General features: G+C 71.5%; 20 protein-coding genes and 1 pseudogene. 11 read left to right on the top strand and 10 right to left on the bottom strand.

Going from position 1 to position 22,018, the window contains the following annotated elements; translation table 11 throughout:
• Positions 1-53 precede the first annotated feature (53 nt).
• On the bottom strand, positions 54-458 hold the full coding sequence (locus GR130_RS18440; RefSeq protein WP_159505745.1) for a hypothetical protein: 405 nt from the start codon (positions 456-458) through the stop codon (positions 54-56).
• Positions 418-2,259 (bottom strand): hypothetical protein, encoded by a 1,842-nt coding sequence (locus tag GR130_RS39845; RefSeq protein ID WP_201304922.1) that lies wholly within the window; start codon positions 2,257-2,259, stop codon positions 418-420. Before GR130_RS39845 ends, GR130_RS18440 begins: the two co-directional genes overlap by 41 nt.
• Before the next feature lie 522 nt (positions 2,260-2,781).
• Between GR130_RS39845 and GR130_RS18450 the strand changes: the two genes are divergently transcribed.
• The 3 genes from GR130_RS18450 to GR130_RS18460 are packed head-to-tail and all read left to right on the top strand — an operon-like array spanning position 2,782 to position 6,019.
• Positions 2,782-3,465: a vWA domain-containing protein gene (locus GR130_RS18450; protein WP_159505746.1), complete on the top strand. Its 684-nt coding sequence runs from the start codon at positions 2,782-2,784 to the stop codon at positions 3,463-3,465.
• Positions 3,462-4,406 (top strand): protein phosphatase 2C domain-containing protein, encoded by a 945-nt coding sequence (locus GR130_RS18455; RefSeq protein WP_159505747.1) that lies wholly within the window; start codon positions 3,462-3,464, stop codon positions 4,404-4,406. The genes GR130_RS18450 and GR130_RS18455 overlap by 4 nt, the downstream gene beginning before the upstream one ends.
• On the top strand, positions 4,403-6,019 hold the full coding sequence (locus GR130_RS18460; RefSeq protein WP_159505748.1) for a DUF4189 domain-containing protein: 1,617 nt from the start codon (positions 4,403-4,405) through the stop codon (positions 6,017-6,019). Before GR130_RS18455 ends, GR130_RS18460 begins: the two co-directional genes overlap by 4 nt.
• An 85-nt stretch (positions 6,020-6,104) precedes the next feature.
• Here the strand turns inward: GR130_RS18460 and GR130_RS18465 are convergent, their stop codons facing one another.
• Both GR130_RS18465 and GR130_RS18470 read right to left on the bottom strand, forming a co-directional pair.
• Positions 6,105-7,385 carry an alpha/beta hydrolase gene (locus GR130_RS18465; RefSeq protein WP_159505749.1) on the bottom strand — a complete coding sequence of 427 codons (1,281 nt, stop codon included), beginning with the start codon at positions 7,383-7,385 and terminating at the stop codon, positions 6,105-6,107.
• A 175-nt stretch (positions 7,386-7,560) separates the two neighbouring features.
• Entirely contained in the window at positions 7,561-8,226 is a 666-nt protein-coding gene (locus GR130_RS18470) for a CatB-related O-acetyltransferase (RefSeq protein WP_159505750.1), read from the bottom strand.
• Positions 8,227-8,383: 157 nt separating this feature from the next.
• Here GR130_RS18470 and GR130_RS18475 point away from each other — a divergent pair, with 157 nt between their 5' ends.
• The 3 genes and pseudogenes from GR130_RS18475 (at position 8,384) to trxA (ending at position 10,077) form a co-directional block, all read left to right on the top strand.
• Positions 8,384-9,115: a L,D-transpeptidase family protein gene (locus GR130_RS18475; protein WP_159505751.1), complete on the top strand. Its 732-nt coding sequence runs from the start codon at positions 8,384-8,386 to the stop codon at positions 9,113-9,115.
• 142 nt (positions 9,116-9,257) lie between these two features.
• Positions 9,258-9,653, top strand: a pseudogene (locus GR130_RS18480) (MerR family transcriptional regulator); the annotation flags it as partial.
• A 55-nt stretch (positions 9,654-9,708) separates the two neighbouring features.
• Positions 9,709-10,077 carry a thioredoxin gene (gene trxA / locus GR130_RS18485; RefSeq protein WP_159505753.1) on the top strand — a complete coding sequence of 123 codons (369 nt, stop codon included), beginning with the start codon at positions 9,709-9,711 and terminating at the stop codon, positions 10,075-10,077.
• A 64-nt stretch (positions 10,078-10,141) separates the two neighbouring features.
• On the opposite strand, the gene GR130_RS18490 is transcribed toward trxA, so the two are convergent.
• The gene (locus GR130_RS18490; RefSeq protein WP_159505754.1) at positions 10,142-10,645 is read right to left on the bottom strand and encodes a hypothetical protein; all 504 of its coding nucleotides are present in this window, start codon (positions 10,643-10,645) and stop codon (positions 10,142-10,144) included.
• Between the two features lie 420 nt (positions 10,646-11,065).
• On the opposite strand from GR130_RS18490, the gene GR130_RS18495 reads away from it, so the two are divergent.
• Positions 11,066-11,569, top strand: coding sequence for a metallophosphoesterase family protein (locus tag GR130_RS18495; RefSeq protein WP_159510073.1), 504 nt, complete (start codon positions 11,066-11,068; stop codon positions 11,567-11,569).
• A 27-nt stretch (positions 11,570-11,596) separates the two neighbouring features.
• Here GR130_RS18495 and GR130_RS18500 read toward each other — a convergent pair whose 3' ends face one another.
• Together GR130_RS18500 and GR130_RS18505 are read right to left on the bottom strand one after the other, a co-directional pair.
• Positions 11,597-12,106 (bottom strand): mycothiol transferase, encoded by a 510-nt coding sequence (locus GR130_RS18500; protein WP_159505755.1) that lies wholly within the window; start codon positions 12,104-12,106, stop codon positions 11,597-11,599.
• A 171-nt stretch (positions 12,107-12,277) separates the two neighbouring features.
• Positions 12,278-12,658 carry a hypothetical protein gene (locus GR130_RS18505; RefSeq protein WP_236573167.1) on the bottom strand — a complete coding sequence of 127 codons (381 nt, stop codon included), beginning with the start codon at positions 12,656-12,658 and terminating at the stop codon, positions 12,278-12,280.
• A gap of 445 nt (positions 12,659-13,103) precedes the next feature.
• Here GR130_RS18505 and GR130_RS18510 point away from each other — a divergent pair, with 445 nt between their 5' ends.
• The gene (locus GR130_RS18510) at positions 13,104-13,628 is read left to right on the top strand and encodes a hypothetical protein (protein WP_159505756.1); all 525 of its coding nucleotides are present in this window, start codon (positions 13,104-13,106) and stop codon (positions 13,626-13,628) included.
• A 150-nt stretch (positions 13,629-13,778) separates the two neighbouring features.
• On the opposite strand, the gene GR130_RS18515 is transcribed toward GR130_RS18510, so the two are convergent.
• Together GR130_RS18515 and GR130_RS18520 are read right to left on the bottom strand one after the other, a co-directional pair.
• On the bottom strand, positions 13,779-14,516 hold the full coding sequence (locus GR130_RS18515) for a class I SAM-dependent methyltransferase (RefSeq protein ID WP_159505757.1): 738 nt from the start codon (positions 14,514-14,516) through the stop codon (positions 13,779-13,781).
• A 27-nt stretch (positions 14,517-14,543) separates the two neighbouring features.
• Positions 14,544-15,335 carry a serine protease gene (locus tag GR130_RS18520; RefSeq protein ID WP_159505758.1) on the bottom strand — a complete coding sequence of 264 codons (792 nt, stop codon included), beginning with the start codon at positions 15,333-15,335 and terminating at the stop codon, positions 14,544-14,546.
• Between the two features lie 495 nt (positions 15,336-15,830).
• On the opposite strand from GR130_RS18520, the gene GR130_RS18525 reads away from it, so the two are divergent.
• The 3 genes from GR130_RS18525 to GR130_RS18535 all read left to right on the top strand — a co-directional run bounded on the left by GR130_RS18525 (position 15,831) and on the right by GR130_RS18535 (position 19,778).
• On the top strand, positions 15,831-16,649 hold the full coding sequence (locus tag GR130_RS18525; protein WP_159505759.1) for an SDR family NAD(P)-dependent oxidoreductase: 819 nt from the start codon (positions 15,831-15,833) through the stop codon (positions 16,647-16,649).
• Between the two features lie 207 nt (positions 16,650-16,856).
• Positions 16,857-17,654, top strand: a complete 798-nt coding sequence (locus GR130_RS18530) for a GNAT family N-acetyltransferase (protein ID WP_159505760.1) — start codon at positions 16,857-16,859, stop codon at positions 17,652-17,654.
• Between the two features lie 150 nt (positions 17,655-17,804).
• Positions 17,805-19,778 (top strand): amino acid transporter, encoded by a 1,974-nt coding sequence (locus tag GR130_RS18535; protein WP_159505761.1) that lies wholly within the window; start codon positions 17,805-17,807, stop codon positions 19,776-19,778.
• Positions 19,779-19,804: 26 nt separating this feature from the next.
• Here GR130_RS18535 and kdpB read toward each other — a convergent pair whose 3' ends face one another.
• Positions 19,805-21,988, bottom strand: coding sequence for a potassium-transporting ATPase subunit KdpB (gene kdpB, locus GR130_RS18540; RefSeq protein WP_159505762.1), 2,184 nt, complete (start codon positions 21,986-21,988; stop codon positions 19,805-19,807).
• Positions 21,989-22,018: the final 30 nt, after the last annotated feature.

The following is a 22,018-nucleotide window of genomic DNA, read 5'->3' on the forward strand; positions in this document are numbered from 1 at the left end:
TCACCATGTGAGGCGGGGGGCCGAGGAAGGGCGGGCGCCTGTTGGTGTACCGGCTAGGACCGGAACCGCGCGTAGAGATCGCGCTCGCCCCAGGAATCGGAAAAGGCGTCCAGCATCGCTTCATGGAGCCGGAAATGACTGACGTTGCGTCCGGGGGTGGAGAGCCTGTTCCTGATCGCCTGTTCAACCGCCGGCCACCGCAGCTCGTGCATGACGAAGGAGACCAGTTCGACGACGCCTTCCACGGGTGAGTCGAGCAGGGAGACGATCTCGTCCTCGAATCGCCCTCTCAGACCGGGGTGTTGTCGCAGTACGGCAAGAGCGCGCTCCAGACCGGGCTCAAGGACCTCGACCCCGCACCAGGCGTCGGCGGTGTCCAGGACGTCCTGGACGGCGCCCCGAAAGTCCGCGACGGGATCAGCAGTCGGGCCTTCCCCATGCGGCGACGTACTTTCCATCGGCTTTGAGCCCATTCCTGTTGAACGCCGAGACGGCTGCCCGCTCGGCATGGGACCCGTAGGGCCGGTAGTGGCCGGACTTGTTGTCGAGGGACACTACCTCACCCCCCTTGGTCTTGAATTCGCCGGCGGCCAGTACCGGACCGCCGCGGGCGAGATTGACATGGCCCGACGTCCGCTTGCCGATGACGAGTTCGCCGTCTTCCAGTACCGCGTAGAGGTAATTGCCCGACCGGGCCAGCGCGGTTGCGGGCGGAATCGGCTTGAACCAGTCGGGCTTGTCGCCGGGGATCAGGTTCGGGAAGGAACGCGGGTCGTCATCGCCGTTGTCGACGCGAACGGGGACGGGGACGGGGTCGGAAAGCCTGGCCGACGGTATGGCGTACGTCCGGCTGGTCCGGCCGCCTTGATCGCCTGTGGTGGAGCGGCTGGTGGCATCGGCCCACGTCCCCGACGGAGAGCCGACGTGCACCCGTTCCACCGGGCCGCCTGCGACGCCCTGCGCGGAGGCGGGAGTGGTGGCGTTCCCCCTGGTCGAGCACGGCCCTGGCCGGCGCTCCCGCTGCACCTGTTTGACGAGCTTCGCCACCTCGCCGGTGGCCAGGGCCGCGGCGTCGACCACGGGGCTGGCCACGTAGGGAAAACGGTAGGGGACGGGCCGCCCGCCGGAGGCCCGGGATTCGGCTTCGGCCTGGGCCTTGTATTTCTCGCGGACGGCGGCGAAGACCGCGCCGGCGCCGGGATCGGAGCAGGACAGCGAACCCGACACCGTGTCACCGGTGAGGGGGAAGGTGCCCTGCGGGCTGGTGCATCCGCCGGCGTCCCGGCCGTCGATGGTGACGGTCGCCCGCATGGTGGCGGTGACCGTGCCGCCGGTGAGTCGGGTCCTGGCGTCCGAGGTCAGCTCACCGGTGAAACTCTGGTCGACCGTGCAGCCACCGGAGCCGCAACTGACGTTCCCCTCCGTGGTGTTCAGCGTGAAGTCGATGCCGTGGTCCACCGCATCGGCGAGCTGCCGGGTATCGGCCTCCAGGGCGTTGTACGCGGCGTCGGCCCGGCTGCCGGACACCGGCGACAGGTCCATCCCCTGGGAGTCGCCCGCCTCCAGGGGGCCGGTGGTCACCCGGCGCATCGCGGAGGCTTCCGCGCCGCTGCGCAGCGCTGTGAGCCGGCCCGTGAGCCGCCCCGAGGGGCCGTAGGGTTCCAGGCGCAGCACGCGGTAGGGCTTGCTCTTGGTGACGAGCAGGCTCCCCGCCGATGTGTCGGCGCGCAGCGCCGGGACCCCGTGCACCTTCTCCGTCGGCACATGCGGGTCGTTCGGATCGGGCAGCGTCGTCAACTTGTCCACCGCGTCCCAGAGTTCGACCGCCAGCTCGGCCGGAGGCAGGAACCGGGACAGCACCGGGGCGAGCGTGTGCGAACTCCCGGGGTCGGCGGTGGTCCACGTGCCAGGAGCACGGGGATCCTGCTCTCCGTCCGGCTTCTCGTCGGGGCCGGCCTTCTTCCAGCGGGTGTAGGTGGTGCCGCCGATGCGGAGGACGTCCTGGCCCGGGTCCTGGCCACCGTCGCCGGTGGATCCGAAGAGGGTGCCGGACGGGGTGACGGTGACGTCTCGCCGGGTGATGCCGGCGGCGGCCGTGTCCTGGTAGCGCAGTACCCGGGCGGTCGCCAGGCCCGCCAGGGCCTGGTCGAACGGCGCCTGATTCCGCGCCCGCTGCGCGCCCGCCTCGTGCGCGGGCCCTGATCCACCGCGTGTGATCAGCAGCCCCGCGACGACGGCGATGACCGTGCAGAGGGCCACGAGCGCAGCGGTACGCCGCACTCCGGAGCGGGTGGGCGCGGCAGCGCGTGCCGCCGTGGGCCGGCTGGTTCGGCCCACGGGCGGCCGCCGGCCCGCGGAGGGCGGTGGAGGCGGGCCGACGGGGGGTGGCGGAGGCGGGCCTGCGGGACGGGGCGGCCGTCCGCCGGTCCACGTCGACGCGGCCGGTACGGCCGGTCCGGCCGGTCCGGGCGGACCGGACTGCGCGGAGGGCCCAGAGGGCCCAGAGGGCCCAGAGGGCACGGAGGACGGCTGTGTCGTCCGGGGGGGCGGTTCGCGCAGCGGGGGCGGCACGGCGCGGGGCGTCTGCCGCCAGATCGGCAGATTCGGCCGCTTCGATCCGGTCTTCCGGTGTTGGTCCCCCACGGTGACTCCCCCGAGTCGCTTCCGTACGTCCCCGCCCTTTGGGAAGATACGGCATCAGCGGGGGCGCTCCTAGGGGGCAAACCCCGTAACGTACAGGCTAGTTGGTGAGCGGAACGGAAACGGGGGAGACGAGTCCGTATGGCGGAGACCAGGGGTGTACTACTGCCGGCCTATGTGCTGGCCGACGAGTCCGGATCGATGGGGCCGTACCGGCAAGACCTGTCCAACGGGCTGATCTCGCTGTGCGAGGGGCTGCGGGCCGAGCCGATGATCGCGGCCAAGCTGCGGCTGGCCGTGCTGGGCTTCTCCGACGACGTGCAGGTGCGTCTCGCGGTGTCCGACATGCGTACCGAGACCAGCCTGCCACAGGTGGCCATCCGGGGCCTGACGAACTATCAGGCGGTGTTCGACGACCTGCTGTACCGGATCCCGGCCGACGTCCAGTGGCTGCGGGGCGAGGGGTACAAGGTCCACCGCCCGGTGGTGTTCTTCCTCAGCGACGGAGCGCCCACCGACGGCGGGAGCTGGCGCCAGCCGCACGCCGTGCTGACCAACCGGGCCCAGACACCGACCGCCCCGAACATCGTCGCCTGCGGAATCGGTGACGCCCAGGCCGCCACCATGGTGGAGGTGGCGACACGCCCAGAGTTCGCCTTCGTCGCCAAGCCCGGCACCGACATCGGCCAGGCGGTCGCCGAGTTCTTCCACGCGCTCACCGCGAGCCTGGTCGCCTCGGGGCAGGCACTGAACTCGGGCAGCCCGCAACTGGTGGTGAACCGGCCGGACCAGTTCAGTATGGCGATCGACGAGGTCGGTCAGTGAACTTTCCGCACCGCGACGGCTCCGCCCCGGTTCCGCTCGCGCCGGCCGCACCGGACCCCGTGCCCTGGCGTCGGATCGCGGTGGGGACCCCCGGCCCCGAGTTCGAGGCCCGACCGCCGGACCAGTACGCCTTCGACTTCCCCGACACCGAATGCGACGGGTGGTCGACTCCCGCTCTCACGCTGAGATGTGCCACCGTACGTGGCGCCAAGCACCGCTACTACCGGCAGCCGCGCCAGGACGCCGTACGCGCCGCGGCCCACGAGCCCACCGGCTCCATCGCCTTCGCCGTCGCCGACGGCGTCTCCAGCGCCACGGAGTCCGAGTTCGGATCGGTCGAGGCGTGCCGGGCCGCCCTGGAACGGATGCTCCACCTGATGCCCCAGAGCCAGGGGCGGATGGACTTCCCTGACGTGGCCCACCACGCCGCCGAACGGCTGCGGCAGCTGACCCAGTGGCGCCTGAGCGGGAAGGAGCCCGAGGCGGGCGAGGTGGCCGGCCTGTACGCGACCACGCTCGTGGCCGGCACGGTGCGCCCCGACCCCGCGGGGCCCGTCGTGGAAGTCTGCCGCATCGGGGACTCCGGCGCCTGGGTGCTGGACCTGTCCAACGGGCGGTACCGGCCGCTGTTCGGCACGAAGACCGGCTCGGACGCCCTGCTGGTGTCGAACGAGGTGACACCGCTGCCCCACGTGCCCGATCCGCTCGACCGCACCAGCGTCCGGCTGACCGACCATCAGGCACTGCTGGTCGGCACCGACGGCTTCGCGGACCCGCTCGGCGACGGCGACGGACAGGTCGGCGCCCTGTTCGCCCGCCAACTCGCCGTACCGCCCGCTCCGCCGTGGCTGGCACACCTGCTGGACTTCTCCCGGGAGACCTTCGACGACGACCGGTCCCTGCTGGTCGTCTGGCCACACGCCACGGCAGTGCCACGATGACGCCGCCGCGCACACCTCCCGTCCAGCACGGCACGCTCACCCTGGGACGCCAACTCGGCCAAGGCGGCCAGGGCACCGTGTACGAGGTGCCCCACAAGAAGATCAACGAGGCCGACGGCGGCGGCTGGGACGTGGTCTACAAGGAGTACGGCGCCGCCGTACTGCCGACCCTCGACGCCGCCGCGCTCGCGGCGCACGTCGCCCTGCTCGGCGAGCTGAGCGCCGACGAGGGCCGATGGCTGTGCGACAAGACCGCCTGGCCCGCGGCCGTGGTCGAACGGGGTGGCCACGCCTGCGGGTTCCTCATGCGCACCGTACCTGACCGCTTCCGCTTCACCTTCCGGAGCCTGACCGGCACGACCACCGGCACACCGCGCCTCGCGAACCTGGAGTACCTGCTCAACGACGACTCCTACGTCGCCGGCGTCGGCCTGGCCATCAGCGAACGCGACCGGCTCCTGATCCTGGCCGACCTGGCGGCCACGCTCGCCCGGCTCCACCGCATCGGCATCACGGTCGGCGACCTCTCCCCGAAGAACCTGCTGTTCACCACCGACCCGAAGCCCGAGTGCTTCCTCATCGACAGCGACGCGATGCGCCTCCGGGGCACCAGCGTGCTTCCTCAGGCCGAGACGCCCGACTGGCAGATACCCGCGGGCGAGGAGAAGGCGACCCGCGCCAGCGACGTCTACAAGCTCTCCCTGCTCGCCGTCCGGCTCTTCGCCCGCGACCAGACCGTGACCGATCCCAGCGCGCTGACCGCGCTGAGCCCGCCACTGGGCGACCTGGCCCGCGCCGGCCTCGACCCGGACCCCTCCCGGCGGCCGACGCCGGCCCTGTGGGCCGAACAGCTCACCGCCTCCAGCGCCACGGCCTCGACCACCCCCGCCACCGCGCCGACCCGCCGGCTCAAGGCCGTACGGACCCCCGCGGCGTCTCCCGGTCCCCGTACGGTGCGCCCACCAGGCAACCCCGCCCCGACAGGCGGATCGAGACCGGGCGCCAAGCCGCCCGGCAAGGCCGCCGGCATCGCCGCCGTGGCCGTCGCGGCAGTGGCCCTCATCGTGCTGGCGCTCGTCAACGACCACGACTCGTCCGACACCAACACCAACTCCTCTTCCTCGTACTCGAGTTCCGCCGGGGGCTATCCGACCGACCCGTATACGAGGCCCTACTCCTCTTCCCCCAACCCCTTCCCGACGACGTACAGCGTCGCTCCCGCTCCCACGACGTACAGCCCCAACCCCTTCCCGACGACCTACAGCCCACCCCCCGTTCCGACCACCTACCAACCCGCTCCACCGCCTCCACCACCGCCACCGAAGTACTACTACGGCGCCATAGCCGTGGCGAACGACGGCACCAATGGCAGGTCGTGGGACTACCCCTCCGCGAGCGCCGCCCAGCAAGCGGCCATGAACAACTGCAACCGCGCCGGCTGCAAGGTTCTCGTGGGCTTCGTCAACAGCTGCGGCGCCGTCGCCTACAACCCCAACACCCGTGTCTACTGGGGCGGTCGGGGCGCCACACAGGCCGAAGCCGAGCAGGACGCCATCTCCCGTGCGGGAGGCGGCCGTTGGATCGCCTATGTGTGCACCACGAGGCCGGGCTGACCGAGCGGAACGCAACGGTCCCGGGCATGGCGGAGCCACGATCTGCGGCTCCGCCATCGATCCCGACCGTCCCCCCGAACGGTCCCTACCCCTCGGGCCGGTGCAGATGCCGGGCGAAGAAGGACCGCAGGTGATGGCGCACCATGGGCACCGACCTGGCGGGGGCGATGGTGCCGACCAGCGCTCGCCGTGCCGCCGCCGTCATCAGGCCGGCGGCCTGCAACTGCGGCGCCAGGGCGGCGTAATCAGTGAAGACCCAGTGGGCCGCGTGGCAGATCTCGTGCCGGCGGACGCGCCCGCCGGGGTGGGCGAGCAGGGTCGACCAGGACCGCGTCAACTCCCTCTTCGCCTGCGCCCTGCCGATGAAGTCCCCGGTCCCCAGGAGAAGGAGGGGGCGATCCACCCCGTGGCGGGCGACCGGGTAGGGCTCTCCCTCCTGGCCCGGGCGGGCCGGCGCACGGTCCAGGTAGCCTTCCAGGTTGACCGCTGCGGCGACCCGGTGGCCCTCGTACAGCGCCTCGGCCACCGCGGTGCCGCCCGCCGAGTGGCCGTAGTAGCCCACCCGTCGCAGGTCCAGGGCCCGCCCGAGGTGCGCGGGCTGGGCGCGCCCCAGGGCGTCCGGGTTGAACCCGGCTGCCAGGGCCGTCAGTTGGCCAAGCACGAAGCGGAGATCCGCGATCCGGGCGTCGATCATGGTGCGGGCCAGCCGCGGATCCTTGCGGGGATCGTCCCGGAAGACGGTGGTACGAAAAGGAGAGCGGCGGTAGGAAGTCGTCCCGGGGAACTCGACCACGCAGGCGTCACCGGGATGGTCGACGCCCACCACGACGTAGCCATGGCTCGCCAACTCCTCGGCGAGCCCGGTGCCCAGGCTGCGCGGGTCGCCGCCGCCCGGACTGTAGAGCAGCACGGGACGCCGTACGGCCCGCGCGGGCGCGCCCGTGTGCGCATGGGTCATGGTGGCCGCCCACCGCACACCCGTGGCGGGAAGGCCGTGGAAGGGGGCGGCGAACGAGGGGAACAACTCCGCCGCGCCCGGGGTCATATGAGGCGCGAGGGGGGCGTCGCGGACGGTGCGGGCCGGGTAGAACACCGTGGCCATGACCTCCCGTACGGGGATCGCCGGGTCCCATGGGTCACGCCGGGAGCGGTCGACCAGATAGAGGCTCGTGGTCCCGATGCGGTGGGGACCGGTCGGGGCCGGCAGTCGTAGGGTGACACCGTCCGCGGACCGCGCCCGGGCCGGTGCCTGGGCGCGTGCGGTGCCGCTGCCGATGAGGAGCAGCCCGGCTGCCGCCAGGGCCGATGTCAGGACGGTGCGGCGGTCCGCCGCGGCGACGGGGCGAGGAAGCGAAGGAGACGACATGGGCGCATCGTGGTCTCCGGCGGCCGGGGCGGACGAGGGTTGAGGCTGGGGCCGAAAGCCTTGCGCGGGCCTGTGGGGAAGGGTAAGGGGGCGCTCCGCCGTGCGGGCTTCGGAGTGGCCCGGGTCCGGTGGGGCCGCCCCGGAACACCTGTGGGCAGCCGCACCGGACGGTTTCTCACGCCCTGTCGGGGGCCGCCGCCTCCAGTTCCCCGATGCTGCCGGACATGATCGTCCGCACGTGCCGGGTGATGTGCTCGGCGGGCCAGTCCCACCACGCCAGTGCCAGCAGGCGCGCGACGTCCGCGTCAGCAAAGCGACGGCGCAGCAGCTTGGCCGGATTGCCCCCGACGATCCCGTAATCGGGGACGTCGTCGACGACCACGGCGCCGGACGCGATGATCGCGCCGTGCCCGATCCGGACGCCCGGCATCACCATCGCGCGGTACCCGAACCAGACATCGTTGCCGACCACCGTGTCGCCCCGCCCGGGCAGCCCGCTGATCAGGTCGAAGTGGTCGCTCCAGGAGCCGCCCATGATGGGGAAGGGGAACGTCGACGGGCCGTCCATCCGGTGGTTGGCGCCGTTCATGAGGAACCGCACGCCCTCGCCCAGTGCGCAGTACTTGCCGATGACCAGCCGTTCCGGGCCGTAGTGGTAGAGCACATTGCGGGTCTCGAAGGCCGTCGGGTCGTCCGGATCGTCGTAGTAGGTGAACTCCCCGACGTCGATGAGAGGCGAGGTGACCAGGGGTTTCAGCAGTACCACCCGTGACTGGCCGGGCATCGGGTGCAGTACGGTCGGGTCGGCGGGGACGGCGCGGCCCGCGGGGTTCGTCGGCATGGGAATCGACTCCTTGTCCAGGGGGAACGGTCACTCCGTGATCGGTCGTTCCATGATCGTCATTGGGCGCCCCAACCCCACCCCGTTTTTGGCGAATTAGGTCCTGCGGACCGATCGCTCCCGCAACCGACGCCCGGGGCCGGTAGTCCTACCGGGCATGAAGCGACTACGGAAACTTCGCATACCCAGATCCGCCGCCGGCCGGAGAGCGGGCGCGGCGCTGGCCCTCACGTCACTGACCCTGCCGCTGACGGTGGCCTTCAGCTCCACCGCCGAGGCCGCCACCGCGTCCGCGTGCAACGCCTACCGCGGCCCCTACCAGCGGCAGGCCGAGAAGTTCCTCGGGCTGCGCGTCGACGGCCGGCAGTCGACGTCGGACTGCCGAGCGATTCGCGCCTTCCAGACCAGCCACGGCATCACCCCCGACTACGGATACGCGGGCCCCGTCACCTGGGGCGTGATGCAGCTCGTCGCGCAGCAGCGGACGGCCGGCCACCAGCCGAACCGCGCCCACAATTGCCCCACTAACAAAGGGCGGATCGCCTGCGTCGACCTGACCCGCCAGCTCAGCTGGATCCAGGACGGATCGCGGCTGGTCTTCGGCCCGGTGCCGGTCCGCACCGGGCGCAAGGGCGGTGCGACCCGCACCGGCCTCAAGCGGATCTACTGGCGGCATCTGCACCACGTGTCGACGATCTACCACACGCCCATGCCCTACAGCCAGTTCTTCGACGGCGGTGAGGCGTTCCACGCCATCAGCGGCAGCGTCTGGTCGGCGCCCGGCTCGCACGGCTGCGTCAACATGCGTCCCAACGACGCCAAGAAGTACTGGTCCCTGCTCCGCAACGGCGACGACGTCTACGTCTACGGCCGCAAGTCCGGCACCTGATCCGACCGCGGGCGTGCCGACCCCCGCCGGCACGCCCGCGAACCCCTCGCCTCCGGCCACCGTGGCCCGCCACCGCCGGCTGGCCTTGACGCCCGCGTCAACGTCTACGGTCGCAAGCACGCACCAGGCGGAAGGGACATCGATGCGGATCGGGGAACTGGCGGAACGCGCCGGCATGAGCACACGGGCCCTGCGGTATTACGAGTCGCTCGGGCTGCTGTCCGCGCGACGCACCGGGAACGGCTACCGCGACTACGGCGAGGACGACCTGGCGCAACTGCGGCAGATCCGCACGCTCCAGGAGTTCGGCTTCACGCTGGAGCAGACCCGCCCGTTCGTCGACTGCCTGCGCGCCGGCCACCCCGAGGGCGACAGCTGCCCCGCCTCCCTGGAGGTGTACCGCAGCAAGCTCGCCGAACTCGATGAGGTCATCGACCGGTTGCGGGAGATCCGCGAGCAGGTCGGCGCCCAGCTGGCCCGCGCCGAGGTCGCGGCCTCCGCGGCCACCCCGGCCGGCCCGCCGCCGCGCTGCGAACTGACCGCCGGCCAGCCGCCGGCTCGTGAACGGGACCGTGAGGAGAGGGAGAAGCGTCATGGCAGGCATCACAGGAGCAGCACCGGGACCGACGACGGTGACGGACGAGACGTTCGAGCGGGAGGTGTTGGCGTCCGCTCTCCCCGTCCTGGTCGAGTTCGGTGCTGACTGGTGCGGGCCCTGCCGGATGCTGGCGCCCGTGCTGGCCGGGATCGCCGAGGAGACGGCGGGAGCGCTGAAGATCGTGGCGCTCGATGTGGACACCAACCCTGCGACCCAGTCCGCCTACGCCGTCCTGTCCGTGCCCACCCTGATGGTCTTCCGGGGCGGGGAGCCGGTGAAGGCGGTGGTGGGAGCGCGCTCCAAGCACAGGCTCCTCCAGGAGATCGCCGAGGTGGTCCCGGTGACGCCGGGGACCGCGGGCTGAGGTGGTACGCCCTGGCGGGGCCCGGCGCCCGTCGGTGCCCCGCCGGGGCGTACCCGGCCGCGGTTCAGTGGCCCAGCAGGTCGTACAGCGCCATCGGCGTCACATAGCCGGGCCAGCGGCCGTCGACGAACAGATGCACCCCGGCGTCCTGGTAGCACTGGTCGACGAGCTGGGAGCAGATCATGTGCCGGGTGCTGGCGACATAGCGGCGCAGCCCCGGAACGGGCAGATGGAAGCGGTGTGTGGCGATCGCCGCGTAGTCGAGGAAGCTGTACGGCACGCCCACGTAGCGGGTGGCCGCCGTGCAGATGTGGGTGCGCTGCTGGTCGGTGAGCCGTTCCGGGCAGACGTAGAGGACCTGGGCGCCGTCGTACCCACTGAGCGGTCTGATGCGGGCGCCGCCCGGCTCGGCTTCCAGCAATCGGCCGTCGGGCAGTACCAGGAAGGCGTGTTCGTAGTTGGCGAAGCCGTCTCCGTTGATCCACTCACCAAAGCGGATCAACCGGCCGGTGGCGCCGGATATTTGGGTGAGTCCGATATCGCCGGGCTGAGGATGGGTGTGCTTCATGAGCAACTCCCGGGAAAGTGAATGCGGATTCCCAGGGGTGATACCCGCAGTTCGGGCGTCCGCACCGGGGGAGTGGCGGCTGCCGGACGGGAATTGCGGTTGCGGCGGGACTTCCGGGTGACCTGAGGGAAAGGAGGTGAACCAGTCATCTGGCGGGGTGAAAGTCACCGGGCCGGGAATGCCCGGTCCCCATCCAGCGGAAATGCCGGGACAGGCCCTGGGAGAAGACCTTGAAAACGTGCGGGGAAACTCCCCGGGATACGAGGCAACGGCCGAGCGGATTCTGGGGACTGGACCGCGACGGACGAGGACTACGGGAGCGTCATGGCCACCGGAGAGACCGAGCACACCGCGAAGACCGCGACGGCGGCCCAGGTCGTGGTGTCCGGCCCCGCGGACGGCTACCGTCACCCCGTGCCGCTGCGACTGCTGCTGACCTCCGACACCCACCTGCCCCGGCGCGCCAGGGCGCTGCCGCCCCAGCTGCTCGACGCGGTGGCGCGCGCCGACGTCGTGGTGCACGCCGGGGACTGGGTCGACACCGCCACCCTGGACCTCCTGGAGTCCCGCGCCCGGCGGCTGATCGGGGTCCACGGCAACAACGACGGCCCGGAACTGCGTGCCAGGCTGCCTGAGGTGGCATACGCCGAGCTGGACGGGCTGCGGCTCGGCGTGGTGCACGAGACCGGACCCGCGCAGGGGCGCGAGCGGCGCTGCGCCGAGCGGTTCCCGGGGCTCGACGTGCTGGTCTTCGGGCACAGCCATATTCCGTGGGACACCACCTCCGGCGGGGGGCTGCGCCTGCTGAACCCCGGTTCGCCGACCGACCGCCGGCGTCAGCCGTACTGCACGTACATGACGGCGGAGATCGCGGACGGCCGGCTCACGGACGTGCGGCTGCACCGGCTGCCCCGCCGGGAGTGAGGTCGTCCGGGGCCGTGCGCCGCGGGATCAGCGGCCGAGCAGCCCCCGTACGTACGCGGCCTGGCCGGCGTGCTGGAGGTCGTCCGCGATGACGCTGACCAGACGGATCCCCAGGGTGACCGGCGGTGTCCAACCGCGGTCGACGACGCGGTCGAAGTCCTTGGCGGTGAGCCCGGAGACATAGCGCACCGTGTGGTCGTGCACCGCTTCGTGATACTCCGTCAGCAGCTGGGCGCTCAGGCCCCGTACGGCGGCCACGTCCTTGCGCCTGTGGCCGTAGCCGGTGTCCTCCGGCGCGAACGGCAGCCCGAAGCCCTCGCACCAGCCGTCCGCGGTCCAGATCTGCTCGGTCCCGGCCGCACCGGCGACATGGTCGTCCTGGATCCTGGTGAGGTGCCAGACCAGCCAGCCGATGGAATTGGCCCGACCGTCGGGACGGGTGCTCAGCTCGTCGGCACCGAGGCCGTCGACCACCTCCACGACAGCTTCCCGGACGCGGCCGAAGGCATCGACGAGCAGATCCGTGCCGGCGGACATACGGGCTCCTTCGGGGTGGGTCGCGGTGCCGCGACGGGCCCGCCCATGGTCGCAAGCAGGGGCACGGGATGCGCCCACGCAGGGCCGGGCGACCGCCCGTTCGCCGCAACCGGGACCGCGGTCCGCTCCGCCGCGCGGGGGGAGTGGCCGGTGGTGCGCCACGGCCGCTGCTCAGGACCGGGTCGACCGCGTCGCGAGGGTGTCGAGCAGGGCCTGGACGGGTCGCAGCGACCGATCGCCGTGCGGGACGATCGCGAGGATCCCGGGCAGTGGTTCGACCACCCGGACCAGGCGGCCGGCCCGCAGGTAGGGGTTGGGATCGCGCAGCGCCGCCTCCAGCGCGGTCCGCGTCCAGTACGCGCGGGCGAGGCCGCGTGCCCAGCGGTGTTCGTCCTCGTAGGGCAGCCAGCGGCCGGCGGTGTAGGCGTCGGCGAGGTCGTGGGCCTGACAGGACATCGTCTGCCAGGCGAAGTCCTCGTCGATCAGCTGGGCGCGCCGTCGGCCGGGGCGGTCCTCCTGGCACGGCGCGCACAGCAGCGGCTGTCCGCTCACCGCGGGCGGCCCGGCGGTGGGACGTCGCCGGTGGCACAGGTCGCAATCGGCTGCGTTGGCTGTTAAACGGTGGCGAAATGAGGTCACGAAGGGCTCAACGACGCAAACGTGACCAGGTCGCTACCAAAACGTCACCGTCCGCTGTCGGCCGAAAGGTCTGCCGATGCGTCATATGTGCCTCTCCCGCGACGAGGTGAGTGGCGCCGGCGCTGCCAGGGGTGCGGGGGTCTGTTCCGGCCACGCCGGAGGGCCTGCCGATACGCGGCCGACGGCGCGTGAAAAACCTTACTCGGACCAGGAGTTGGCCAATGGTTGTTCATGCAACAGTCAGAAATGGGCATGTACACATCTTGTTCATCTCTGGCCTCTACTCGCATAGACTCCGTGGTGGTGGCATGGCGTCACGTGCCCGGCACCCGGCCGGGCCTGAACACCGGAGCCCCCCATGCGATCGATACACCGATTCGCCTCCGCGACCACCGCCCTTGCCCTCGCTTCCGCCGGACTCCTCCTCACCACCGGCAGCGCCCACGCCGCCGCCACCTGCTCCCAGTCCCGCCTCCCGCTGCCCGACGCCGGCTGCACGCCGGGCGCCTACAACCCCGACGTCACCCAGTCCACGATCAACTCGACCATCTGTGTGCCCGGCTGGACCAAGACCGTCCGCCCGCCGGCCTCGTACACCAACCAGCTGAAGATCAAGCAGATCGGCGAATACGGCTACAGCGACACCAACACCGCCGACTACGAAGAGGACCACCTCGTCCCCCTCGAACTCGGCGGCGCGCCGCGCGACCCGAAGAACCTGTGGCCCGAGCCCCGTTACGGCGACCAGCCGGCCGCCAGCAAGGACTCCGTTGAGAACAAGCTGAAGGTCGCCGTCTGCAACGGCCAGGTCCAGCTCGACGACGCCCGCAGCGCCATCGCCACCGACTGGACGACCGCGCTGTCCAAGGTCGGCATCGGCTGACCCGCACAACTCCCGTGACGCAGCGCCCTTGAGGGCCTGTAGACCTTCCTTGTGTGGGGAGGAGGGGCGTGGCCGCCGGGGCCGCCGGTGGGAACCGGGACTCCGGGATCTCCCGGGCCGGTCGGCGGACCGGCGGACACGCCCGCACCCTCACCCGCGCCGGGTCGCCACCACCAGCCGGCACCGCGGACTGCCGTCCGCCCGCCGCCCGAGCTCCGGCAGCGCCGTCAGCTCCACCCCGAACCCGGCCCCTGCCAGCTCGGCACGAACGTCGGCCAGCCGGAACGCCCGGTAGTACATGACGAAACTCGGCCGCCACAGCGCGTTGCGGACCCGCATCGCCGCGTCGAAGCCGAGCAGCATCCAGTAGAGGGGCGACCCGGGCCGGGCCGGCGCCACGATCGGGAAAACGAACCGGCCACCGGGGCGCAGCGCGGAGTGCACCTGCGCGAACAGTTCCGGGCGCTCCCCCGGCAGGAAGTGCCCGAACGCGCCGAAGCTGACGACCAGGTCGAAGGCCGGCCCGAACGGCAGCGACCGCGCATCCGCCCGCACCCACCCGATGCGCGGCCCGGTGGCGGCCTCCGTCCCCCAGGAGCGGGACCGGCCCACCGCGAGCATCCCGGCGCTGATGTCCACACCGGTGACCCGCTCCGCGCACACCTGCCGCAGTACGCCCATCCCCGCGCCCGTCCCGCAGCACAGGTCGAGTCCGCTGGCGAACGGGCCCAGCTCGCGCAGCGCCCGCGCCACAGGCTGCAGCACCGCATCCGGCGTCCGGAACGGCGTGTGGTCGAACTTCGGCGCGAGCAGGTCGTAGCCGCGCTCGACGGAGGACAGCGCCTGCACGGCGAGTTCCCGGATCGTGGGGCCCTGGGGTGCGAACATCGCGCCCAGCATAGGCCCGCTCCTGTCCTAGGAGTTGGTGATGTGCCGGTGGATGTCGGGGTCGCTGACCTTCGTGTAGACGCCGGGGCGGCCGGGGGCGGCGCAGCCCGAGCCCCAGGAGGCGATGCCGACCAGACGGCCGCCGACGACGAGGGGGCCGCCGCTGTCGCCCTGGCAGGCGTCCCTGCGGCCCGCCTCGTATCCGTAGCAGGTCATCCGGGGGGTGATGGAGCCGGCCCCGTACGCGCTCTTGCAGGAGGAGTCGCTGAGCTTGGGGACGTCGACACGGCGCAGCAGCTGGGGGAGGGGGCCGCCGTCCCGCGTCGAGCCCCAGCCGGTGACGGTCGCCGGAGTGCCCGAGGCGGGCTCCGCCCCCGTTTCCTGGAGGGGGATCGGCCGGACCGCGGAGCCGAGGACCAGCGGTGCGTCCAGGACCAGCACCGCGACGTCGTAGTCGATCGTGGCGGGGTTGTACTTCGGGTGCCGGGCGATACGGGAGACGTGGACGACCTGGCCGCCCGAGCCGCGGTTGCTGCTGCCGGCCCGGACGGTGAGGGAGGCGGGGAGCGCCCCGGTGGTGCAGTGCGCGGCGGTGACCACCTCGGTGGGCCGGACGATCGAGGCGCCGCAGACATGGCTCCCGTGGTTGCGGAGCGACACCTGCCACGGGGCGTCCTTCACATCCGCCTTCCTGCCGCCCACGATGCGCAGGTCCAGCATTCCCCTGACCGGTGCCGCCGTGGCCGGCGGCACCGAGGTGAGCACCGCACCGCACACCGCGACCGCTGCCGCCCCCCGTCGCAGCCATGACCGTGCCATTCCGCCTCCCGAATCCCGATCGGCCAGGACCCCTGCTCGTGCGGTGATCCTCAAGGACGGGGCGGGGGCCCCGGGGCGAAGTGCCCGCTCTTTCCATCGAATTGGTGGTATTCCGGCCCGCGGTGTTTGTGGAGCCGTCACGTCGTCAGGAGGTCATCAGAAGGCCGTCAAGAGCGGCGCGCGTCCCTTGAACCGGCAGGTGACGAGCGCGTTGGATGAGTGACGTGAACACCGCCCGGCTCCTTCTCGACCGTCCGCCGTCATGGCGAAGCCGTGCCATGTCACGGCCGGCGGACCCGCGTCGAGCGCCGCGCTGCCCGGAGACGTCCGCCACGCGCTGAGACGTCCTCCATCGCCCTCGCCCTCCCGTGAGTGGCCGAAGGTGCCGTGACCGAACACCGGTCCCGGTGCCGCCTCTTCGTATCCGTGCGTCTGCACGCCGGCGCCCCGCGGGGCCGGCCGGCGTGCCGCTCCTCCGCCTTCCCGGAATGGAACATGACCGACTCTGCTTCCGCCTCCCTGTCCTCCCGCACGGTCCTGGTGACCGGCGCCACCTCCGGCATCGGCTTCGCCACCGCACGGCAGCTCGCCGAACGCGGTGCCACCGTCCTCGTCCACGGCCGCACCGCCGGCGAGGCCCAGGCGGCCACGGACCGGCTGATCGCCACCGAAGGCATCGACGGCGCCCGGCTGTGCGGGTTCGCCGCGGACTTCACGTGTCTGGAGGAGGTCGAGGCGATGGCGCGGCGCGTGGTCGCCGAGCATCCCGAGCTGGACGTGCTGGTCAACAACGCCGGGATGGCCGCGCCGGAGCGCCACACCGTCACGGCCGACGGGAACGAGGTCGCCTTCCAGGTCAACTTCCTCGCCCACTACCTGCTGACCTGCCTCCTGGAGCCGGCGCTCGCCGGCGAGCGGGGCGGCCGGGTCGTCAACGTGTCGTCCTCGCTGCACCGCACCGCCTCCATCCAGTGGAGCGACCCCCAGCGGGCCCGGCGCTACTCGCGGCTCGCGGCCTACGCCCAGTCGCAGCTGGCGCTCACCGTCTTCGCCGCCGACCCGCGGGTGACCGCGGTGTCCGTCCACCCGGGCATCTGCGAGACGGACCTGCTGCCGCTGTACGCCACCGCGGGCGCGTCCGCGGAAGAGGGCGCGCGTCATGTCGTACGGCTCTGCGACCCGGCTGTGGAGGTCGTCAACGGCGCCTACTACGACTGTGATCAGTGCGTCGACCCGGCTCCCGCCGCCACCGACGCCCGCACCCTCAAGCGCCTCAACAAGCTCGCAGGCCAACTCGTCGGCTACGGCGCCTGAAGCACGACGCCACGACGTCCCGGCAACGGGACGTCCCATAACGAAAGGACCGCTCACCCATGTCCAAGCGCGCCCGTAAGAAGCGGGCCCGCCGCAAGAAGAGGGCCAACCACGGTGGTAAGGCCGGCCAGGGCTGAGCAGCCCCGGCCGGGGCGGCTCCCGGTGAGCCGCCCCGCCACCGTGACACGGAACGAGCGGAGGAGACACATGGTGCGGGAACTCGTGGGCGGAACCGGTGTGCTGCCGGAACACACGCCCTCTTTGGAGGGGTGGTTCGCCGGCGGTCCGCCCGGTGCGCTGGCGCTGGCCGAGCATGTGCGGACCTCCGGGATCGGCCAGTGGTGGACGGACCGTGCCACCGGCCCCCGCGCACTGGCCGTGGCCTGCGCCGACCACCTCGTGCTGCGCGGTGACCCGCAGGCCCTGGAGCCCGCCGTCCTCGACGGCCTCGCCGCCCGGTACGTACAGGCCCCCGCCCGCTTCCTGCCGGTGCTCGGCCGTGCCTTCGAGCTGGTCGTGCCGTGGGAGCGGATGGTGTACGTGCACCGTGTCCCCGTTGCGGCGCAGCGGACACCGCGCGGGGTGACGGTCCGCCGGCTGGTGCCCGGGGACGCCCCGGGGCTGGCCGCGCTGGATCCGGACACCGCGTGGATCCACGCCAGTTGGGGAGGACCAGCCGGACTCGCCGCGTCCGGAGCCGGCTGGGCGGCGTTCCGCAAGGGGCACCTCGGGCAGCCGGAACGGCTCCTCGCCGTCGCCTGCACCTACTTCCAGGGCACCGCCCACGAGGACATCGCCTGCGTCACCGTCCCCGACGCGCGCCGTCAGCGTCTCGCCCTCGCCTGCGTCACCGCGCTCTGCCGGGACATCGCCGCGCGCGGGCGCACCCCGACCTGGACCTGCTCCCGTGACAACCGACCCAGCAGGCTCCTCGCCTGGACGGCCGGCTTCCGTCTGGCGCAGGAGTATGTGCACTACGTGACGGGGCGAGCCGGGCGGACCTGACGGAGAGCAGGACGCCGCATCATCCGTCCCATCTGGAGACACGAGCCCCGGGAGGTGTCGAACGTCACGTCGAGGACTCCGGATGTGCGTACGCTAACCTGACCGCCGCAAAGATGGCTGGATCCGTTCGGCGTACGACAGGAGCACAAGATGGCCGCCTCTGCCCCTGCCGGACCTTCCTCCGGGGCCTCAGCACGACATCGGTTGCGCGCGTGGATGCTGGAGGGCCTGGCCGACATGGCCAAGCACCACGAGGAGCCGCAGGCCGCCGCGCCGGAACCGGCCCATGAGGGACAGCGCTGGTGGCGGGTGATGTGCCTGACCGGCGTGGACTATTTCTCGACACTGGGGTACCAACCGGGCATCGCCGCCCTGGCCGCGGGTCTGCTGTCGCCGATCGCCACCCTCGTCCTGGTGGCCGTGACACTCGCCGGGGCGCTGCCGGTCTACCACCGGGTGGCGAAGGAGAGCCCGCACGGCCAGGGCTCGATCGCGATGCTGGAGCGGCTGCTGTCCTTCTGGAAGGGCAAGCTGTTCGTCCTGACGCTGCTGGGCTTCGCCGCCACCGACTTCCTGATCACCATCACCCTGTCGGCGGCCGACGCAGCGACCCACCTGGTGGAGAACCCGCACCTCACCAACGCGCTGCACGGCCAGCAGATGGTCATCACGCTGATCCTGGTCGCCCTGCTGGGCGCGGTGTTCCTCAAGGGGTTCCTGGAGGCGATCGGGGTCGCGGTCGCGCTCGTGGGGCTCTACCTCGCGCTCAACGCGGTCGTGGTCGTCGTGGGGCTGATGCACCTGATCTCCGCGCAGCATGTCATCACCGACTGGTCGCAGGCGCTGACCGTCCAGCACGGCAACGTCGCGGCGATGATCGGGGTGTCACTGCTCGTCTTCCCCAAACTGGCGCTGGGCCTGTCCGGGTTCGAGACCGGTGTGGCGGTCATGCCGCACATCGAAGGGGAGGCGGGGGACACCGAAGAGCGTCCGGTGGGCCGCATCCGCGGTGCGAAGAAGTTGCTGACCACCGCCGCCGTCATCATGAGCGTCTTCCTCATCATCACGAGCTTCATCACCACGCTGCTGATCCCCGCGTCCGAGTTCAAACCCGGCGGGGCGGCCAACGGGCGCGCACTGGCCTACCTGGCCCACGAGTACCTGGGCTCCGCCTTCGGCACCGTCTACGACATCTCCACCATCGCCATCCTGTGGTTCGCCGGCGCCTCGGCGATGGCCGGGCTGCTGAACCTGATGCCCCAGTACCTGCCGCGCTACGGCATGGCGCCCCACTGGGCCCGCGCCGTACGACCCATGGTGCTGGTCTTCACCGCGGTCGCGTTCCTGGTGACCTGGCTCTTCGACGCCGACGTGGACGCCCAGGGCGGCGCGTACGCCACCGGTGTCCTGGTGCTGATCAGCTCCGCCGCGATCGCGGTGACCATCGCCGCGCGGCGCGCCCAGCAGCGCGGCTGGACGATCGGCTTCGCCGTGATCTCCGTGGTGTTCCTCTACACCACCGTCACCAACGTGATCGAGCGCCCCGACGGCGTCAAGATCGGTGCCTGCTTCATCGCCGGCATCATCCTGCTGTCGTTCCTCTCCCGGCTCGCCCGCGCCTTCGAGCTGCGGGTGACCAACGTGATCCTCGACGACACGGCCGCGCGGTTCGTCCGCGACATCGCCCAGCGCCGGATCCGGTTCATCGCCAAGGGAGCGGAGCAGCGCAGCCTGGCCGAGTACCGCGACAAGGCCCAGCAGATCCGCGCGGACAACGACATCCCGGCCGAGGACGACCTGGTCTTCGTCGAGGTCACCGTCGGCGATCCGTCCGAGTTCGAGAGCGAGTTGCGGGTCCGCGGCGAAGTGATGCACGGCCGCTACCGCGTCCTGTGCCTGGAGAGCTCCACCATCTCCAACGCGCTGGCCGCGCTGCTGCTCTACGTACGCGACACCACGGGGCGGCGACCGCACATCTACTTCGAGTGGACGGAGGGCAATCCGTTCGCCCAGTTCCTGCGGTTCTTCCTCTTCGGCCAGGGCGAGGTCGCGCCGGTCACCCGCGAGGTGCTGCGCGAGGCCGAACCGGACCGCAACCGGCGCCCGCGGGTGCACGTCGGCTGACGTGTCCCCACGGGCGCCCGCCGCGGTCAGCCCAGGCCCGGGATCTCGGAGATCACCAGATCGATGAGCTTGATGCCGATGAACGGAGCGATCAGGCCGCCGAGCCCGTAGAAGGCGAGATTGCGGCGCAGCAGGTCATGGGCGGACGAGGGCGTGTAGCGCACCCCGCGCAGCGCGAGGGGGATCAGCGCCACGATGATGAGCGCGTTGAAGATGATCGCGGAGGTGATCGCCGAGGTCGGGCTGTGCAGGCCCATCACGTTCAGGTCGGCCAGCCCGGGGTAGGCGCCGGCGAACATCGCCGGGATGATCGCGAAGTACTTGGCGACGTCGTTGGTGATCGAGAAGGTCGTCAGTGCGCCCCGGGTGATGAGGAGTTGCTTGCCGATCTCGACGATCTCGATGAGCTTGGTCGGGTTGGAGTCCAGGTCCACCATGTTCCCGGCCTCCTTGGCGGCCGAGGTGCCGGTGTTCATCGCCACGCCGACGTCCGCCTGCGCGAGCGCCGGGGCGTCGTTCGTCCCGTCGCCGGTCATCGCGACCAGCTTGCCGCCCTCCTGCTCCTGGGTGATCAGCGCGAGCTTGTCCTCCGGGGTGGCCTCGGCCAGGTAGTCGTCGACCCCCGCCTCCTGCGCGATGGCGCGCGCCGTCAGCGGATTGTCACCGGTGATCATCACCGTGCGGATGCCCATCCGGCGCAGCTCCGCGAAGCGTTCGCGGATGCCCTCCTTGACGACGTCCTTGAGGTGGATCACCCCCAGCACCCGCGGCCCGTACAAGTCGTGCACCGCCACCAGCAGCGGGGTACCCCCGGACGAGCTGATCGCGTCGCTGAACATCCGCGCCTCGGTGGGCACTTCGCCACCCCGCCGGCTGACCCACTCGATGACCTGCCCGGCCGCGCCCTTGCGGATGACACAGCGTGTCCCGTCCGCCCAGCGCAGATCGACACCGCTCATCCGCGTCTGCGCACTGAACGGGACGTACTCGGCGAACTCCAGCTCCCCTTCGGCCGGTTCCTGCAGCCCGTACTTGTTCTTGGCGAGGACGACGACGGAACGGCCCTCGGGCGTCTCGTCGGCCAGTGAGGACAGCTGCGCGGCGTCCGCGAGCGGGAGTTCGTCCAGGCCGGGCAGCGGTACGAACGCGACCGCCTCGCGATTGCCGAGGGTGATGGTTCCGGTCTTGTCGAGGAGCAGGGTGTTGATGTCGCCTGCGGCCTCGACCGCGCGGCCCGACATCGCCACCACATTGCGCTGGACGAGGCGGTCCATCCCGGCGATGCCGATCGCCGAGAGCAGCGCTCCGATCGTGGTCGGGATCAGTGTGACGAGCAGGGCGACCAGCACCGCCGTCTCCTGTTCCGCACCGGCGTAGGAGGCCATCGGCTGGAGGGTGACGACGACCAGGATGAAGACGATGGTGAGCGAGGCGAGCAGGATGTGCAGCGCGATCTCGTTCGGGGTCCGCTTCCGGGCCGCGCCCTCGACCAGCGCGATCATCCGGTCGAGGAAGGAGTGCCCGGCACGCGAGGTGATCCGGACGACGATCCGGTCCGACAGCACGGTGGTGCCGCCGGTCACGCCGGAACGGTCGCCGCCCGACTCCCGGATGACCGGCGCGGATTCCCCGGTGACCGCCGACTCGTCGACCGCGGCGACCCCCTCGACCACCTCCCCGTCCGCCGGGACCGTCTCGCCGGCCTCGACCAGCACGAAGTCGAAGGGCTGCAGCTCGAAGGCCGGCACGGTCTCGGTCTCGGCGTGGCCGACGTCGATGCCGACCCGCCAGTTGTTGCGCAGCCGCCGCGCCGTGATGTCCGTACGGGCCCGGCGCAGCGAGGCGGCCTGCGCCTTGCCGCGGCCCTCGGCGACCGCCTCGGCGAGATTGGCGAAGATCACCGTCAGCCAGAGCCAGCCGCTGATCACCCAGGTGAAGACGGACGGGTTGAGCAGCGCGGAGAGGGTGGTCAGGAGCGAGCCGCAGGCCACGACGAACAGCACCGGGTTGGCCGCCAGCGCCCGCGGATGCAGTTTGCGCAGCGCCTCCGGGAGGGACGTGAGCAGCACCCTCGCATCGAAGAGCCCGGCCGGCGCCCGTCGTCTGTGTCGTCGGCCTCTGGGGCTCGGAGCGCCCTGGGAGGGGATGCCGACCGTGCCGTCCGCCGAATCGGTCGGCGAGGCGGGGGCGTGGGGTGGGGCGGGAGCCATGCGGGGACTTTCTGGGAGGACGGTGGGGGG

This window comes from Streptomyces sp. GS7, assembly GCF_009834125.1.
Taxonomy (GTDB): domain Bacteria; phylum Actinomycetota; class Actinomycetes; order Streptomycetales; family Streptomycetaceae; genus Streptomyces.

Coding starts and splice junctions, on each gene's coding strand:
- GR130_RS18440 (WP_159505745.1), bottom strand. CDS start 458: ATGGAAAGTACGTCGCCGCATGGGGAAGGCCCGACTGCTGATCCCGTC.
- GR130_RS18450 (WP_159505746.1), top strand. CDS start 2,782: ATGGCGGAGACCAGGGGTGTACTACTGCCGGCCTATGTGCTGGCCGAC.
- GR130_RS18460 (WP_159505748.1), top strand. CDS start 4,403: ATGACGCCGCCGCGCACACCTCCCGTCCAGCACGGCACGCTCACCCTG.
- GR130_RS18465 (WP_159505749.1), bottom strand. CDS start 7,385: ATGTCGTCTCCTTCGCTTCCTCGCCCCGTCGCCGCGGCGGACCGCCGC.
- GR130_RS18470 (WP_159505750.1), bottom strand. CDS start 8,226: ATGCCGACGAACCCCGCGGGCCGCGCCGTCCCCGCCGACCCGACCGTA.
- GR130_RS18475 (WP_159505751.1), top strand. CDS start 8,384: ATGAAGCGACTACGGAAACTTCGCATACCCAGATCCGCCGCCGGCCGG.
- trxA (WP_159505753.1), top strand. CDS start 9,709: ATGGCAGGCATCACAGGAGCAGCACCGGGACCGACGACGGTGACGGAC.
- GR130_RS18490 (WP_159505754.1), bottom strand. CDS start 10,645: ATGAAGCACACCCATCCTCAGCCCGGCGATATCGGACTCACCCAAATA.
- GR130_RS18500 (WP_159505755.1), bottom strand. CDS start 12,106: ATGTCCGCCGGCACGGATCTGCTCGTCGATGCCTTCGGCCGCGTCCGG.
- GR130_RS18510 (WP_159505756.1), top strand. CDS start 13,104: ATGCGATCGATACACCGATTCGCCTCCGCGACCACCGCCCTTGCCCTC.
- GR130_RS18515 (WP_159505757.1), bottom strand. CDS start 14,516: ATGTTCGCACCCCAGGGCCCCACGATCCGGGAACTCGCCGTGCAGGCG.
- GR130_RS18520 (WP_159505758.1), bottom strand. CDS start 15,335: ATGGCACGGTCATGGCTGCGACGGGGGGCGGCAGCGGTCGCGGTGTGC.
- GR130_RS18525 (WP_159505759.1), top strand. CDS start 15,831: ATGACCGACTCTGCTTCCGCCTCCCTGTCCTCCCGCACGGTCCTGGTG.
- GR130_RS18530 (WP_159505760.1), top strand. CDS start 16,857: ATGGTGCGGGAACTCGTGGGCGGAACCGGTGTGCTGCCGGAACACACG.
- GR130_RS18535 (WP_159505761.1), top strand. CDS start 17,805: ATGGCCGCCTCTGCCCCTGCCGGACCTTCCTCCGGGGCCTCAGCACGA.
- kdpB (WP_159505762.1), bottom strand. CDS start 21,988: ATGGCTCCCGCCCCACCCCACGCCCCCGCCTCGCCGACCGATTCGGCG.